This window comes from Streptomyces canus (genome assembly GCF_001514145.1).
Lineage (GTDB): Bacteria > Actinomycetota > Actinomycetes > Streptomycetales > Streptomycetaceae > Streptomyces > Streptomyces canus.
The window spans coordinates 123655-138168 of sequence record NZ_KQ948668.1 but is presented as its reverse complement, the minus strand read 5'-3'; the positions used below and the strand labels follow the sequence as shown (position 1 = coordinate 138168).

Annotated in this window: 14 protein-coding genes; 4 read left to right on the top strand and 10 right to left on the bottom strand. The window is 71.0% G+C overall.

Translation table 11 applies throughout. The annotated features are described in order from the left end of the window. Positions 1 to 117 precede the first annotated feature (117 nt). On the top strand, positions 118 to 1416 hold the full coding sequence (locus AQJ46_RS34745) for an MFS transporter (protein ID WP_059209334.1): 1299 nt from the start codon (positions 118 to 120) through the stop codon (positions 1414 to 1416). On the opposite strand, the gene AQJ46_RS34740 is transcribed toward AQJ46_RS34745, so the two are convergent. From AQJ46_RS34740 to AQJ46_RS34700, 9 genes are all read right to left on the bottom strand, one after another. Beyond that, positions 1363 to 2334, bottom strand: coding sequence for a sugar phosphate isomerase/epimerase family protein (locus AQJ46_RS34740; protein WP_059209333.1), 972 nt, complete (start codon positions 2332 to 2334; stop codon positions 1363 to 1365). The genes AQJ46_RS34745 and AQJ46_RS34740 overlap by 54 nt on opposite strands. Next, positions 2331 to 2942 carry a nucleoside deaminase gene (locus AQJ46_RS34735; RefSeq protein ID WP_059209332.1) on the bottom strand — a complete coding sequence of 204 codons (612 nt, stop codon included), beginning with the start codon at positions 2940 to 2942 and terminating at the stop codon, positions 2331 to 2333. Before AQJ46_RS34735 ends, AQJ46_RS34740 begins: the two co-directional genes overlap by 4 nt. A 21-nt stretch (positions 2943 to 2963) precedes the next feature. Then, on the bottom strand, positions 2964 to 4472 hold the full coding sequence (locus AQJ46_RS34730; RefSeq protein WP_059209331.1) for a GMC oxidoreductase: 1509 nt from the start codon (positions 4470 to 4472) through the stop codon (positions 2964 to 2966). Between the two features lie 30 nt (positions 4473 to 4502). Then, positions 4503 to 5648, bottom strand: coding sequence for an ROK family transcriptional regulator (locus tag AQJ46_RS34725; protein ID WP_059209330.1), 1146 nt, complete (start codon positions 5646 to 5648; stop codon positions 4503 to 4505). Then, positions 5642 to 6958, bottom strand: coding sequence for a carboxylesterase family protein (locus tag AQJ46_RS34720; RefSeq protein WP_059209329.1), 1317 nt, complete (start codon positions 6956 to 6958; stop codon positions 5642 to 5644). The genes AQJ46_RS34725 and AQJ46_RS34720 overlap by 7 nt, the downstream gene beginning before the upstream one ends. Beyond that, the gene (locus AQJ46_RS34715; protein ID WP_057610128.1) at positions 6955 to 7776 is read right to left on the bottom strand and encodes a carbohydrate ABC transporter permease; all 822 of its coding nucleotides are present in this window, start codon (positions 7774 to 7776) and stop codon (positions 6955 to 6957) included. Before AQJ46_RS34715 ends, AQJ46_RS34720 begins: the two co-directional genes overlap by 4 nt. Further along, a complete protein-coding gene (locus AQJ46_RS34710) occupies positions 7773 to 8714 on the bottom strand; it encodes a carbohydrate ABC transporter permease (protein WP_059209328.1) in 942 nt (313 codons plus the stop codon). Before AQJ46_RS34710 ends, AQJ46_RS34715 begins: the two co-directional genes overlap by 4 nt. After that, the gene (locus AQJ46_RS34705; protein WP_059209327.1) at positions 8714 to 10012 is read right to left on the bottom strand and encodes an extracellular solute-binding protein; all 1299 of its coding nucleotides are present in this window, start codon (positions 10010 to 10012) and stop codon (positions 8714 to 8716) included. The genes AQJ46_RS34710 and AQJ46_RS34705 overlap by 1 nt, the downstream gene beginning before the upstream one ends. 195 nt (positions 10013 to 10207) lie before the next feature. After that, positions 10208 to 11242: a chitinase gene (locus tag AQJ46_RS34700; RefSeq protein ID WP_225887469.1), complete on the bottom strand. Its 1035-nt coding sequence runs from the start codon at positions 11240 to 11242 to the stop codon at positions 10208 to 10210. 279 nt (positions 11243 to 11521) lie between these two features. Between AQJ46_RS34700 and AQJ46_RS34695 the strand changes: the two genes are divergently transcribed. Genes AQJ46_RS34695 through AQJ46_RS34685 form a run of 3 tightly spaced genes read left to right on the top strand, consistent with a single transcriptional unit; the run spans position 11522 to position 13715 of the window. After that, on the top strand, positions 11522 to 12595 hold the full coding sequence (locus AQJ46_RS34695; RefSeq protein ID WP_059209325.1) for an aromatic ring-hydroxylating dioxygenase subunit alpha: 1074 nt from the start codon (positions 11522 to 11524) through the stop codon (positions 12593 to 12595). Beyond that, positions 12592 to 12780, top strand: a complete 189-nt coding sequence (locus tag AQJ46_RS34690; RefSeq protein WP_057610121.1) for a hypothetical protein — start codon at positions 12592 to 12594, stop codon at positions 12778 to 12780. Before AQJ46_RS34695 ends, AQJ46_RS34690 begins: the two co-directional genes overlap by 4 nt. After that, on the top strand, positions 12777 to 13715 hold the full coding sequence (locus AQJ46_RS34685) for a PDR/VanB family oxidoreductase (RefSeq protein WP_059209324.1): 939 nt from the start codon (positions 12777 to 12779) through the stop codon (positions 13713 to 13715). The genes AQJ46_RS34690 and AQJ46_RS34685 overlap by 4 nt, the downstream gene beginning before the upstream one ends. On the opposite strand, the gene AQJ46_RS34680 is transcribed toward AQJ46_RS34685, so the two are convergent. Continuing rightward, the gene (locus AQJ46_RS34680) at positions 13630 to 14511 is read right to left on the bottom strand and encodes an IclR family transcriptional regulator domain-containing protein (protein ID WP_404828492.1); all 882 of its coding nucleotides are present in this window, start codon (positions 14509 to 14511) and stop codon (positions 13630 to 13632) included. The genes AQJ46_RS34685 and AQJ46_RS34680 overlap by 86 nt on opposite strands. Positions 14512 to 14514 lie beyond the last annotated feature (3 nt).

Sequence of the window (14514 nt, the reverse complement as noted above, 5' to 3'; positions counted from 1 at the left end):
ACGTGACGGAAGGTGCGCGCAGCGAGTGTTCCAAGTGCAACAAACGTCAGGGAAGGGTCCGGTGGCGCTGATGTGAAAGTCGCGGGTACGGGAGGTGTGCCGGACCTCGATCGGGGGATGGTCGCGATCATGACAGAGACGCCACCTCCGGACGTGCTGCCCACAGGACGACCCGCACGGCAGCTTCTCGCCGCCTCCGTGGGCAATGCCGTGGAGTGGTACGACTGGTACGCCTACACGTTTCTGGCCACCTACATCGCCGGCGCGGTCTTCCCCAAGGGCGCGGACAACTCGCTGGTGCCGCTGCTGTCGACGTTCGCGGTGTTCGCCGTCGGGTTCTTCATGCGGCCGGTCGGCGGGCTGCTGATGGGGGCGATCGCGGACCGGCACGGGCGGCGCTCGGCGCTGACGGTCACCATCCTGCTGATGGGCGGCAGCAGTCTCCTGGTCGGACTGACACCGACGTACGCGGCGGTCGGCGTCCTGTCTCCGGTCGTGCTGGTGCTCGCGCGACTGCTCCAAGGGCTGTCCGTGGGAGGGGAGTTCGCCGCCTCGACAACCTTCCTGGTCGAGTCGGCGCGGCCCGGCCGACGCGGGCTGTTCTCCAGCTTCCAGTACGTGTCGACGACGGCCGGGCAGCTTCTCGCGTCCGGGATCGCCACCCTGCTGGTGGACACACTGAACGAGGGGCGGATGGACGGCTGGGGGTGGCGCGTCCCGTTCGTCCTCGGGGCCGTGCTGTCCCTGGTCGGGTTCTGGATCCGGCAGGGCGCGCAGGAGACGCGCAGCGAGGAGCAGCGGCGGGCGCCGCGTCCCGGGCTCCTCGAGGGGTTGCGGCGCCATCCGCGCGAGTCGCTGCTGATCTGCGGGATCACGATGGGCGGCACGATCGCGTACTACACGTGGACGTCGTATCTGCCGACGTATGCCGAACTCAACGCCGGTGTCGACAAGTCGGACGCATTGCTCGCGGGGACGATCTCGCTCGCCTTCTTCGGGGTGCTTCAGCCGCTCGGCGGTTTGCTGTCGGACCGCTTCGGGCGCCGGCCGTTGTTGCTGTTCTTCGGGCTGGGCTTCGCTCTGCTGAGCGTGCCGCTGCTGCACGCGCTGCGGGACTCCTTCGTGGTGCTGCTGCTCGTGCAGTGCGCGGGGATGGTGTTGCTGACCGGGTTCACGTCGATCAGCGCGGCGGTGAACGCGGAGGTGTTCCCGGCGCGGGTGCGGGCGGCCGGGATCGGGTTCCCCTACTCGTTGACGGTCGCGGTGTTCGGGGGGACGGCCCCGTATGTGGGCACGCTCTTCAAGGAGTTGGGGCAGGCGGGAGCTTTTCCGTGGTACGTGGCCGTCCTGTGCCTCGGCTCGTCACTGGTCTATCTGCGGCTCCCGGAGACCGCTCACGGAGAACTGCGCCGCTAGCGCCCGCTTCGCCACCGCCGTGCCCGACCGCAGCGCGGCCACCGGATCGGCGGCCTCGTCCAGTTCGATCAGGACCGTACCCGCGCCGGGCGTACCGGACATCGCGTGGGCCCAGCCCTCCCAGTCGACGATCCCCGTGCCCAGCTCCGTCATGTACGGCTGCTGCTGGGAGTACACCGTGTCGTCGATCGTGAGGTGGACGTCGATCGGGGCGACCGCGTCCTTCCAGTGGGCCAGGGCCGTGCGCGGAGTGTGGCGCCGGGCCACCGCGACGGGGTCGCCGCCGCCCAGGGCGATATGGCAGGAGTCGGGGCACAGCCAGACATAGCGCGGGTCGGTCAGGGCCATGAAGAGGTCGATGTCCCGCTCGTACCAGAGGGTGCTGTGGGACTCGGTGTGGAAGGCCAGCCGCACCCCGTACCGAGACACCGCCTCGCCCACCGCGTGCGCGATGTCGGCCATGCGGGTCATGTAGGCGGCGTCGACGAAGAAGGGCGGGCGGGTGCCGTACGTCGCCCTCATCGGCAGTCCGGCGACGAGGACGTCGGCGCCCACCTCGGCGAGGAAGGCGGCGCGGCGCTCGGCGTCGGCGACGATCGCGGGGAGGTTGTCGCCGTGGCGCCAGTCGGGGGCGTCGCTGTCGGCGACGAAGGCGCTGACGACGGCCAGGCCCCTGTCGGCCAGTTCCCGGCGGAACGCCTCCGCGCCGCCGTAGGCGCGCAGGGCCGAGTCGATGTCTCCGGGCGCGAACGTCAGCTCGATGCCGGTGACCTCGGTCTCGGCGAGCGTGTCCAGCACCCGCTGCCAGAAGCGGTCCGGGTGATCCGCGGCCCAGTCGCGGACCGCGTCGGCGGAGTCGAGGCCCCAGAATCCGGGGTGGTAGAAGGTGATGACGTCGGTCGCGAAACGAGGGCTCATTCGGTTCCCCCGCGCGCGTTGTAGACGACGACCTCGTCGGACTCGTCAATGGCCTTGCGGTAGTTGCGGAACACCGCGAGCGCCTCGTCCCTCAGGACGTCTCCCACGACCTCGATGCCTCGTGTCTCGAACTGCTCGGCCCAGTCGGAGCCGACCGGGCCCTCGTCGAACGTGGTGATCTCCTCCAGTTCCGGGCCCTGCCCCGCGACCACCAGGCCGCGTACCCCGGACCACATCGTGGCGCCGTAACACTGCACACAGGGACGCCAGTTGACGACCAGTTCGTGAGCCGGCAGACCGTCGCCGCCGAGGTCCCAGTTGCCGGTGGCCATCTGGGCGAGGCCGAGCGCGACGACCTCGGCGTGCGCGCTGGAGACTCCACTGGACAGGACGACGTTGACGCCGACGGAAACGATCCGTCCGGACGCGCGCTCGGCGACGAGTGCGGCGAACGGACCGCCGTTGCCCTCGCGCCAGTTGCGGTCGGCGAGGCGGTGCACGAGACGCATCCGGCCCTCGCGTGAGGGTACGGCTGCGGGCACGTCGGCGAGTTCGTCGTCGATCCAGGCGGGCAGGGCCACGCGGTATTCCCTGGCGATGTCGATCACGGTGGGGTTCCTCTCGGTGGTTCAGGTGCGTGCGGTGACGGCACGGGCGGCCCGTACCGCGGTGACGGCGCCGGTCAGCGTGACGTTGGCGGCCATCGGCGTGGGAACGACTCCGTTGCCCGCCAGATACAGGTTGTCGAAGCCCCACACCCTCCCGTCCGGGTCGCACACGCCGGTGCCGTCGTCGGTGTCGCCTGCCCGGACCGTGCCGGTGAGATGCAGCGACGAACCGGGCGGCAGCACCGTGGACTCGGTCACGGGATCGAAGGGGCCGAACTCCTTGGCGACGGACCGGACTTCGTCCAGCGCCCGCCGGATCAGCGCGCGGTCGGTCTCGGAGTAGCCGAACTCCACGCGGATGCGGGGCAGCCCGGCCAGGTCGGTCTCGCTCGCCGAGAACACGAGCCGGTTCTGCGGGCGCGACTCGACGGGGACGTACAGCGAGAGGCCGACGGAGTGCGCGAGGGGCCGGCCGGTCCCGTCGACGTAGGTGCGGTTCATGATCTGGCCGTGGAAGGGCTGGGCGGGGCCGTTGCACGGCAGCCACAGCGAGTCCGTGCTGAACTCGCCGGGGCGCGGCAGGGGCAGGGCGTCGGGGTCGAGACCGAACCGGTCGAGGTCGAGCAGGACGCGGGCGGTGACGAAGGCGTGCTCGTTGAGGTGGCGGCCCAGGGCCTCGGGACGGATGCCGGAGGCGTACAGGAGCTGCGGGGTGCGCAGGGCGTCGGCGCACACCACCACGGTGTCGGCGCGGAGTTCGGACTCGGTGCCGTCGGCGACGCGGCGCAGGCGGGCCCCGGTGACCCGGCGGGCGTCCCGGACGAGGGCGGTCACGAGCGTGCCGGTGAGCAGGGTGAAGGCGGGATCGCCGCCCTGCGCGAGGGCGGGGAAGATCGTCCCGGGTGCCGTGCGGGGCATGGGGCCCGACGGGGTGGGGGTGACGGCCATGGGCATGGGCTGCGGGGCCCGGTCGCCCGGCCCTGTGCCGCCGTAGCGTCGACGCAGGACGTCGAGGACGAGTTCGCCGACCTTGGTCGGGCCGATCGCCGCGGGTGTGACGGCGAGCAGTCGGCGTGCGGTGTCGAGGTCGGCCGCCCAGGCGTCCGGGTCGCCGAAGTCGAAGACCTCGTCCCCGGCGGGCCACGGCGTGGCGGCGGTCCAGTGGACGCCCATGCCGCCCGCGTTCCACGCGAGCGCGGCCTGCGGCATCGCCTCGGTGTCCTCGCCGAAGGCGAGCGCGTGGAACATGCCGGGGGTGAGGTCGGGGAGGCTGCCCGCGACCTCACGGACCACCTCGGCTCCCGTGTACATGCCCTGGATGCCGGTGGCGACCTTCTCGTTGTAGCGGGACCACAGGTCGGGGTCGTCGAGGTCGTGCAGGTGCCGCCCGGGTGCACCGCCGATCGGGCTGCCGCCGTCGGCCATGGTGATGTGCAGCGCCGGATCGCTCCGGCGCAGGAGGCGGGCCACGAGGGATCCCATGATGCCGCTGCCCACGATGAGGACGTCGGTGCGGGGGGTGTGGGTCAAGTGGGACTCCGTGTAGGTGCGTTGTGGGGGTCAGTCGACCGGGACGAGCGGTCCGAACAGCTCGGTGTCCATGCGGTCCAGGGCGAGCTTCACCGCGCCGATGAGCGGGGCGTCGTGCCCGAGCGCGGTGGCACGCAGTTCGACCGCGGGAGTGCGGGCGTCCCGCAGCGCGTCCCGCACCCGGGGCAGCAGGACGTCGGCCGCGTCCTCCAGCCCGCCGCCGAGGACGATGAGCGAGGGGGCGACCGTCCAGGACAGAGTGGTCAGGATCGACGCGATGTTCTCCACGAACTCGTCGACCTCGGCGAGCGAAGCGGTGTCACCGTTGCGGGCCGCCTCGAACCGGGCAAGGGCGAGGGCGCGTTGGGCGGGCAGCGGCGAGGTCAGGGCGGCGACCGGCCAGTCCTCGACCGAACCGGCCGGCATCGAGCGTGCCTCGACGATCTCGCCCGCGGCACCGTCGAGCCCGCGGTGCACGGCCCCTCGGATGAGGATGCCGAGGCCGGTCCGGTTCCCGAGCATCGCCCATACGACGTTGTCGTGATCGGCGGCCACTCCCCGCCAACGCTCCGCCAGCGCACCGAGGTTGGTGTCGTTGTCGGCGAACCAGGGCACCGGGACACGCCGGCCCAGCTCCTCGGGCAGGTGCACGCCCTCCCAGCGCGTGGTGTGCACCAGGCGCCGTACGACTCCCTCGTCGTCGATGGCACCGCCGCCGGCGATGGCCCCGGCGCGCAGCCGGTCCACCGAGCCGCCGGCGTCTTCGAGGGCCTCAAGGACCAGTTCGGCGGCGTCGTCGAGGGTGGTGCCCGGGTCCTTGTAGTCGCGCAGCGGCCGGTGTGCCCGGCCGAGGATGTGGCCGCGGACGTCGGCGACGACGGCGGAGGCATCGACTGTCGTGACGCGGACGGCGGCCAACAAGGCGTGTTCGGCCCGTAGTTCGTAGCGTCGGGCCGGGCGTCCGGCGCAGCCGCTGTTCGGCACCCGGTCGAGTTCGGAGACCCAGCCCGCCTCGACGAGCGAGTCCAGGATCAGTTCGATCGTGCGGCGGGACAGACCGGTCTGCTCGGCGAGTTCGGTGAGTTTCCTCGGTCCGGCCGACACCGCCAACGCCCGCAGGATCACGGAGGTGTTGACCCGTCGTACGGCGCTCTGGTTCATGCCGGCCGTCAGCACGGGTCCCCTCCCGTCACCGGGTCGTACAGGCCCCGGGTGTCGGCCGCGAGGGGTTGGCCGTATGCACGGGCCGGGTCGCCGAGCCGGCCGGTCGCCCTCTCCCAGGCCGGGGTCTCGCCGCCCACGAAGGCGACGAGGTCGGTGTGCATCCGGGCGGCCAGCTCTGCGGGCGGGTTCGGACCGAGCGCCTCGGGGACGCCGGGCGCGTCGAGCACGTCGAAGAAGAAGGGGAGGTCGACGCAGTGCACGGCGCCGCCGAGGGCCGGGGAGGGCCATTCGAAGGAGTACAGCCAGGTACCGGCGGGGGCCGCGCGGCGGGCGGCCGCGGTGTGGGGGCAGGCGGAGCGGAACAGGGTGTCCGTGATCCGGGTGCCGGCCGCGCGCGACCCGCGCTCGCTGTCGCCGTCGCCGTCGAACTCGTCGCCGGTGGCGCCGAGCAGCAGCGGGACGTCCGGTCCGTGCACGGCCAGTCCCTCGGCGAGCGGCAGCGGCAGGATGTCGTCGCCGACGACGGGGCCGAGCACGAGCTGGTCGTCGTCCTCGCGCAGGTCGAGCACGCCCCGCTGGATCAACTCCGGTGTGCACAGGGCCAATCCGGCCCGGGTGGGCGGCACGTCCAGGCGCTCGCCGAGCCGTGCGAGGAAGGCGCGGACCCGGGCCGCTTCCACCTCGAACAGGCCGCCGGAGATACTGACCGCCCGCTGGAACCGGCCGCGCCCGGTGGGCGACGACAGCAGTGCGAGCACCATCGCTCCCCCGGCCGACTGGCCCGCGACGGTGACCCGGTCCGGGTCGCCCCCGAACGCGGCGATGTTCTCCCGCACCCAGTCGAGCGCGAGAAGCACGTCCCGCAGCGCGAGGTTGGTGGGGACGTCGTCCAGTACGGCGAACCCGTCGACGCCGAGCCGGTAGCCGACGCTGACGGTGACGACGCCGTCGCGGGCGAAGGCGCGGCCGTCGTACCAGGGGCTGGCCGGGCTGCCCGCGAGAAAGCCGCCGCCGTGGATCCACACGAGCACCGGGCAGCCGTCCGCGTCGGGGGCCGTGACGGAGACGTTCAGTATGTCGTCGCCCGGCACCGACAGTTCGGGGATGGTGGTCGTGGCGAACAGCGGCACGCGCTGCGCGGTGGCTCCGGGGCGGGAGGCGTCGTACGGCCGCGTGAAGCGTCCGCGTGGGAGCGGCGCGGCGAACCTCCGTGGGCCGGTGGGTGCTTGCGCATAGGGGATGCCCAGGAAGCGCCGCACGTCTTGGTGTCGACGGCCGACGACCGTGCCCGCCGGGGTCCGGACGGTGACCGGCGTGCTCATCGCAGCCCCGTTCCCGCGATGCCCTGGACGAAGTACCGCTGCAGGAAGAGGAAGAGCACGAGCACCGGCAGCATCACGACGATCGCTCCGGCGAGCAGCAGGCCGTAGTCGGTGACGTGGGCCGCGGCCTGGCTGGTGGCGGCGAGGCCGACCGGGAGGGTGTAGGTGGACATGCTCTGGGCGACGACCAGCGGCCAGATGAAGTTGTTCCAGGAGTTGAGGAACGACATGATCGTGATCGTGGCGACGGCGGGACCGGCCAGCGGCAGGAAGATCCTGAAGAAGATCCGGAACTCGCCCGCGCCGTCGATGCGGGCCGCTTCGAGGAGTTCGTCGGGGACCGACAGGGCGTACTGGCGCACGATGAAGACCGACAGGGGCAGCGCGGCGCCGGGCAGGGCGATTCCGGCGAGGGTGTCCGCGAGGCCCAGGTCCACGGTGATCACGAACTGGGTGACGAACACCGCGGTGAACGGCACCATCATCGCCGCCATGACCGCGCCGAACGCGAGCCGCCGGCCCGCGAAGTCGAGTTTGGCGAGGGCGTATCCGGCGGCAGACGCGGCCAGGATGTTCCCGGCCACCACGATCAGCGCGACGACGACGCTGTTGACCAGGAACCGGCCGAAGCCCTGGGTCTCGAACAGCCGGGTGAAGTTGCCGAAGGTGAGGTGGTGCGGGAACAGGGCCCCGGGGTCGGAGCGGATCTCGTCCAGGCTGCGCAGCGAGCCGCTCACACCCCATGCGAAGGGCAGCGTCGTGAGCAGGGCGCACAGCACCAGGGCGGCGTACATCGCGGGGCGGGCGGCACGGTTCATGTGCGGGACCTCAGCAGCCGGAACTGGACGACGCTCACCACGGTCACCAGCGCGAGCGTCACGAAGGACGCCGCCGAGGACATCCCGAACTCGCCCGCCCCGAACTGGCGGTAGGTGTACAGCGCGACCGACTCGGTGGAGCCGAGCGGGCCGCCGCCGGTGAGGAGGTAGGGCTCGTCGAAGACCTGGAGGTAGAAGACGGTCAGCAGGACGGAGACCATGAGCGTGGTGGGCAGCAGCAACGGCAGGGTGATATGCCGGAGTTGGCGCCACCGGCCGGCCCCGTCCAGGGCGGCGGCCTCGTACACGTCCCGCGGGACGGCCTGGAGACCGGCGAGGAACAGCACCATCGCGATGCCGAAGTTGCGCCAGACGCCGAGCAGGATGACGACCGGCATCGCCAGGTCGGGGTCGTCCAGCCAGTTCGGTCCGGCGAATCCGACCGCGCCCAGCAGCTTGTTGACGGTGCCGTCGATGTGGAAGGCGTACTGCCAGATCAGCGCGACGGCGACGACGTTGGTGACGACGGGCGCGAAGAAGACGGTGCGCAGGACACCGCGCAGCCGGCTGATACCGGAGTTCAGCGCGAGGGCCAGGGTGAAACCTATGCCCATCGTCAGCGGTACGCCCACGGCCACGAAGAGGGCGGTGTTGAGGATGTCCCGTACGAAGGTGTCGTCCTGGAACAGCCGCAGGTAGTTGTCGACGCCGGTGAAGTCGACGGCGAACGGGGTGCGCAGGTCGGCGCCGCGGATGTCGGTGAGGCTCAGGGCGAGCGCGGCGACCGTGGGGATGGCCGTGTAGACCAGGAAGACGAGGCCGAAGGGGGCGAGGAAGAGCCAGGCGACGGCGGTGCGGCGGGCGCGGGACGCCTTGTGTGCAGCCGTCTTCGGTACGGCCGTGGCCCTCTTGGTGGCCGGAGCGAGAGTCGTGGTCATCACTGCGTGCCCGTGCCGACGCTTTCGGCGTACGCCTGGATGTTCGCGGCCGCCTTCGCCGCGGTCTGCTTGCCCTTGGCGACGGCCTCCACCTCCTTGCCCAGCCGGGTCGCGACCTGCTGCCACGTACTGACCTGCGGGAACGCGCGGGTGTTCTTGAGCTGGGTGAAGAAGGCGGCCAGCAGTGGCTGGCCCTTGATCGCCGGGTCGTCCCAGGCGGAGATGACGGCCGGCAGCGAGCCGTACGCCTTGTACTGCGCGACCTGCGTGCTGGGCTTGGCCAGATGCCGGACGAGCTTCCAGGCGGCGTCCGTGTTGCCGCTGTCGGCGAGGACGCCCCAGGTGCCGCCCGCGGAGAAGGAGACGCTGCTCGACGCTCCGGCGGGCAGGGGGGCGGTGGCGACGTGGGAGGCCGTCCAGCCGTTCTTCTTGGCGGCGGTGTCGAGCTGGCCGATGACCCAGGGCCCGGTGATCATGCTCGCCGTCTTGCCGGAGACGAAGTACGGCTGTGCGTCCAGGAAGGTCGGGCCGCTGGTGTCGGCGGTCCCGGCGGTGAAGAAGGACGCGTTGTAGTCGAGGGCGTCGACCATCTGGGGCGTGTTCAGGTTCCACTTGCCGGCGGAGGTGACGAGTGAGCCTCCGGCCTGCCAGGCGTACATGGCGACGTCCTGGCCGTTGAAGATGTCCCACCCGATGTCGGCCCCGAGCGCGTGGGCCGCGCCGGCGCCCTGAAGGGCCTTGAGGAAGGGTTCCATGCCGGCCCAGGTGGTCGGCGCCTGGACGCCCGCCTTCTTGGCCAGATCCGATCGGTAGACGAGCGCGTACGTGTACGCGTACCAGGGGACCGTGTAGGCCACGTCGTCCACGACGCCGGCGTCCCAGAGGCTCTTGAAGAAGCTGCCCGGATCCACCAGGCCGTCCGGGACGGGCCGCAGGGTCGACGAGTCGAGGAACTGCGCCTGCGACTCGGGGAAGAACTGGGCGACGTCCGGTCCCTTGCCCGCCGCGATCGCCGCCTGGAGCTTGGTGTAGTACTCCGCGTTCGGGATCAGCGTGGTCTTCACGACCAGGTCGGGGTTGGCGGACTTGAACGGCTTGACGACCGTGCCGAGCACGTCGGCGTCGCCCTGGGCGGCCCAGACGTTCACGGTGCCGGTGGCCGGGGACGCGTCGACCTTCTTGGCGCCGGAAGCGGCGGCCGCGTCGTCTTCGCGCCCGCAGCCGGCCAGGGGAAGTGCGGCGCCGAGGGCCATTCCGGCGGTCAGCCGCAGGGCGGTGCGACGGGAGAGGTTGGGCACGGGGACTCCTGTGACACGAGATTCCTCACGAGTACTGAGGGCGGTGGCGTGATGTGTCCCGACGCTATGAACCGCGTGTTTCGGCCACGTGGCGGTCCTCGCCCCGAATAATTTCGGAACTTGTAGCGAAATCGGTGTGGCGAGGGCCCGGTGCGCACTCCGCGCACCGGGCCCTCGCCGCCCTGAGGCGTTCCGCTACTGGTGACCGCCGCTCGTGAACTGCTCGAAGGTGTGGCTGAAGGCCCAGGTGTCCTGGACGATGCCGGAGCAGGAGTTGGAGCCGCCGGTGCCCGGGCAGCCGCCGTTGTCGCGCTGGAGCGCCCAGAAGGAGAGGCTGTTGATCTTCTTGGCCTCGGCCCACTGCTCCACCGCGACCGCGTTCTCGACGGTGAAGGTCTCCTCGGGGCCGTAGTCGTCGATGCCGGGCATCTCGATGACCCCGATCATGCTCCACAGCTTCGCCGAGGTCTTGTGCGGGTAGAGCGCGGCGAGCTGGCCGTGCAGCCCCTCGGCGGCCGTCCTGGTGTCGGCCGCCATGTCGTGCGTGGCGCCGTCGTAGTAGTCGAACGTCATGAGGTTGACGACATCCACGCGTGCGCCGTTGTCGACGGCGTTCTGGAGCACGGCGAGGCCGTTGGCCGCGAGGCCGGTCGTGGAGGTCGGGAGGGTGTAGGAGAACTGCACGGTGCGGCCGGTGCGTTCGGCCCAGCGCTGGACCTTGGCGATCGCCTTGTTGCGGCGGTCGATCCCGGCGGCGTTGTTGATGGAGTCGCCCTCGACATCGAGGTCGATGCGGCTGATGCCGTATGTCGTGACGAGGCTCTTGAACACGCCGGCGATGGCGTCGACGCTGGTGCAGCTGTCGGCCAGTTCGGTGCCGGTCGTGTCCGCGGACCAGCCGCCGAAGGACGGGATGGCGTCGCCGCCGCGTGCCTGGAGGGTGGCGATGTCACGGCCGAAGGACGCCTTCGAGATCGGCTGATCGCTCTCGCCGTTCCAGTAGGCGGTGCAGGAACCCGCCGTGGCCGTCTGAAGGAAGGCCATGGTGAGGTACTTGTTGCCCGAGGCGGCGGCGAGCGCGGCCGGGCTCTCGCCCGTCCACGTCTCGACGTAGGGGGCCGCCACCTGGGCGGGCAGGGGCTTGCCGAAGGCCGAGGGCAAGGGCGAGGAGGGCGCCGCGAGCGCGCTCCCTCCCCCGAGTCCGACGAGCCCGGCGGACAGAGCGCTCACGCTCAGACAGGACAGCAACGCACGAAGGTGACCAGGTCGTCTCACTGACGCTCCCAGGGGAAAGGGCATGCGGGGACGCGGAAGGACAGAACCGCGGGGAAGAAGAACGGTGCCCATAATTGGACTAGACCATCCGACTGTCAAGGTTCTTTACAGTTAGATGGCCCAGCCGGCCCCAGCGGTGTCCGGCCTTCGTCTTCCGTGAGACGGAAGCGGTGTTGCCGTGCCCCTGCGAAGGCCAAGACGATGCCACCACCACGACAGACGGGAGCCGCAACGATGCCGCACACGACCGCGTTCGCCAGGAACCAGTGGTACGTCGCCGCCTACAGCCATGAGGTCGGGCGCGAGGAGTTGCTCGGCCGGACGATCCTCGGTGAGCCGCTCGTGTTCTACCGGACCGAGGAGGACGGGACGCCCGTCGCGCTCGCCGACCGGTGTGTGCACCGCCGGTTCCCGCTGCACGAGAAGCCCAGCCGGCTCGACGGCGACCGGCTCGTGTGCGGGTACCACGGGTTCACGTACGACACGACGGGCACCTGCGTGTACGTGCCCGGTCAGAAGCGCGTACCGCGCACCGCGCGGGTCGCCTCCTACCCCGTTGTCGAACTGGACTCCCTGATCTGGGTCTGGATCGGCGACCCGGCCCTCGCCGACGCCGACACCATCCCGCGGGCCAGGCACCTCGACTCCCCCGGCTGGGTCACCGTCCGCGGCATGGAGCCGATCGACGCCGACTACGGCCTGCTGGTCGACAACCTCCTCGACCTCTCCCACGAGACCTATCTGCACGGCGGCTACATCGGCACCCCCGAGGTCGCCGAGACGCCGATCACCACGGAGGTCGACGAGGGCGCGGGCATCGTGCGGGTGAGCCGGCACATGGACGACGCCGAGTGCCCGCCGTTCTACGCCAAGTCCACCGGCATCAGCGGCCGGATCACGCGCTGGCAGGACATCGAGTACCACGCGCCTTGCCTGTATCTGCTGCACAGCAGGATCGCGCCCGTCGGCGTGCTCCCCGAGGCGGACGGCAGCGACCCGAACGGCTTCCACACCGAGATCACGTACGCCATCACCCCGTCGAGCGACGGCCACGTGTACGACTTCTGGATGGTCTCGCGCGACTGGGCGACCGAGGACGCCGAGGTCACCGAGTTCCTGCGGGGCAACAACCACACCGTCGTCATGCAGGACGTCGACGCGCTCAACCTGCTGCAGCGGACGCTCGGCACCGAGCGCACCGGCTACCAGGAGCTGAGCATCAACATCGACACCGGCGGTCTCGCCGCCCGCCGTATCCTCGCCCGCCTGGTCGAGGAGGGCGACAAGCCCGTGGAGAAGGTCCTGTGAGTGCCGGGCCCACCGGGGAGATCTACCGCATCGACTGGCTGCCGGGCACCGATGTCCTGCACGGCACCTGTCACTGCGGCCGCGAGCACACCTCGCAGGACCCGATCGAGATGTGGGAGTGGATGCTCGCCCATCCGCAAGGACACGAGCCGCCCTCGCACGAGCCGCAAGGAAACAGTTCATGAGTGACGCGTACGAAGCCGAACTCGTCGTCGACCGCAGGGACGCGGCGGCCGACGGCGTGCTCGCCCTCACCCTGCGCCACCCGCTGGGCGAACAGCTCCCGCAGTGGGAGCCCGGCGCCCACATCGACGTGGTGCTCGGACCCGGCCTGGAGCGGCAGTACTCCCTGTGCGGCGACCCGGCCGACCGCACCGCCTGGCGGATCGCCGTGCTGCGCGAGCCCGTGGGGCGCGGTGGATCCGCCCATGTGCACGAGCAGTTGGGGCAGGGCGACAAGGTCAGGGTGCGCGGGCCGCGCAACCACTTCGCGCTGCGGCCCGCACCCGCCTACCGCTTCATCGCGGGCGGAATCGGCATCACCCCGATCCTCCCTATGCTCGCGGCGGCGGAGGCCGAGGGCGCGGAGTGGACGCTGCTGTACGGCGGGCGGACGCGCCAATCCATGGCGTTCACCGAGGAGTTGAGCCGTTACGGGGATCGGGTCACCGTCGCTCCCCAGGACGAGACGGGTCTCCTGGACCTGGCGTCGGTGCTTGACGGCGTCCCCGAGGGAACCCTCGTCTACTGCTGCGGGCCCGGCCCGCTGCTCGACGCGGTGGAGGAGCGCTGCCCGGCCGGACTGCTGCACGTGGAGCGGTTCACGCCGAAGGAGCAACCGGCCGGTGAGAACACGGAGTTCGAGGTCGAACTGGCACAGACCGGTACGACGGTCACCGTGGCCCCGGACGTCTCCGTGCTCGACGCCGTACGCGCCTCGGGCGTGGAGGTGCTGTTCTCGTGCACCGAGGGCACCTGCGGCACCTGCGAGACCGACGTCCTCGACGGCACACCGGACCACCGGGACTCGGTGCTCACGGACGAGGAGCGGGAGGCCGGGGAGACGATGATGATCTGTGTGTCCCGGTGCCGCGGGAAGAAACTGGTACTTGACCTGTAGCCATCCCGAGATCGGCCTCGATGCCCGCGACCGTCTCCAGCAGCGGCGGCAGCAGGTCCCGCCGCAGCGCGGCCAGTGTCGTACGCCCCGCCTGCACGGGGACGTTGACCGCCCCCACCACCTCGCCGCCCCGGCCCCGCACCGGGGCGGCGATCGAGCGCAGCCCCTCTTCCAGTTCCTGGTCGACGACGGCGTACCCCTGTCGGCGTACCCGGTCGAGTTCCGCCCGCAGAAGGTCGGCGGAGACGAGGGTGCGGGCGGTGAGCGGGGTCAACTCGGCGTGGGCTAGGCGTACTTCGAGCTCCTCCTGCGGCAGGTGGGCGAGGATCACCCGACCGACCGAGGTGACATGGGCCGGGAAACGGGTGCCGACGGTGATCGCCGCGGTCATGATGCGGCGCGCGGGCACCCTGGCGACGTACACGATGTCGTCGCCGTCGAGTACGCACAGGGACGACGACTCCCTTGTGTTCTCCACCAGTTGCTCCAGATGTGGTGCGGCGATCTGGGCCAGCGAGAAACTCGACAGGTAGGAGTAGCCGAGCTCGAGGACGCGCGGGGTGAGCCGGTAGGCGCGGCCGTCGGCGCGGACGTATCCGAGGTCGGCCAGCGTCAGCAGGAAGCGGCGGGCCGCGGCGCGGGTCAGTCCGCAGGCGCGGGCGACTTCGCTGAGGGTGAGTTGCGGGTGGTCGGCGTCGAAGGCGCGGATGACGGCGAGGCCGCGCTCCAGGGAACGTACGAAATGCGGGGCGCGGGCTGCTGGGGACATCGTCGCCTCCAGGGAGTTGTTTCCCATGAA

Excerpts from the sequence above, each read along its gene's own strand:
- AQJ46_RS34745 (WP_059209334.1), top strand. The coding sequence starts at position 118 with ATGGTCGCGATCATGACAGAGACGCCACCTCCGGACGTGCTGCCCACA.
- AQJ46_RS34740 (WP_059209333.1), bottom strand. The coding sequence starts at position 2,334 with ATGAGCCCTCGTTTCGCGACCGACGTCATCACCTTCTACCACCCCGGA.
- AQJ46_RS34720 (WP_059209329.1), bottom strand. The coding sequence starts at position 6,958 with ATGAGCACGCCGGTCACCGTCCGGACCCCGGCGGGCACGGTCGTCGGC.
- AQJ46_RS34715 (WP_057610128.1), bottom strand. The coding sequence starts at position 7,776 with ATGAACCGTGCCGCCCGCCCCGCGATGTACGCCGCCCTGGTGCTGTGC.
- AQJ46_RS34710 (WP_059209328.1), bottom strand. The coding sequence starts at position 8,714 with ATGACCACGACTCTCGCTCCGGCCACCAAGAGGGCCACGGCCGTACCG.
- AQJ46_RS34695 (WP_059209325.1), top strand. The coding sequence starts at position 11,522 with ATGCCGCACACGACCGCGTTCGCCAGGAACCAGTGGTACGTCGCCGCC.
- AQJ46_RS34685 (WP_059209324.1), top strand. The coding sequence starts at position 12,777 with ATGAGTGACGCGTACGAAGCCGAACTCGTCGTCGACCGCAGGGACGCG.
- AQJ46_RS34680 (WP_404828492.1), bottom strand. The coding sequence starts at position 14,511 with ATGGGAAACAACTCCCTGGAGGCGACGATGTCCCCAGCAGCCCGCGCC.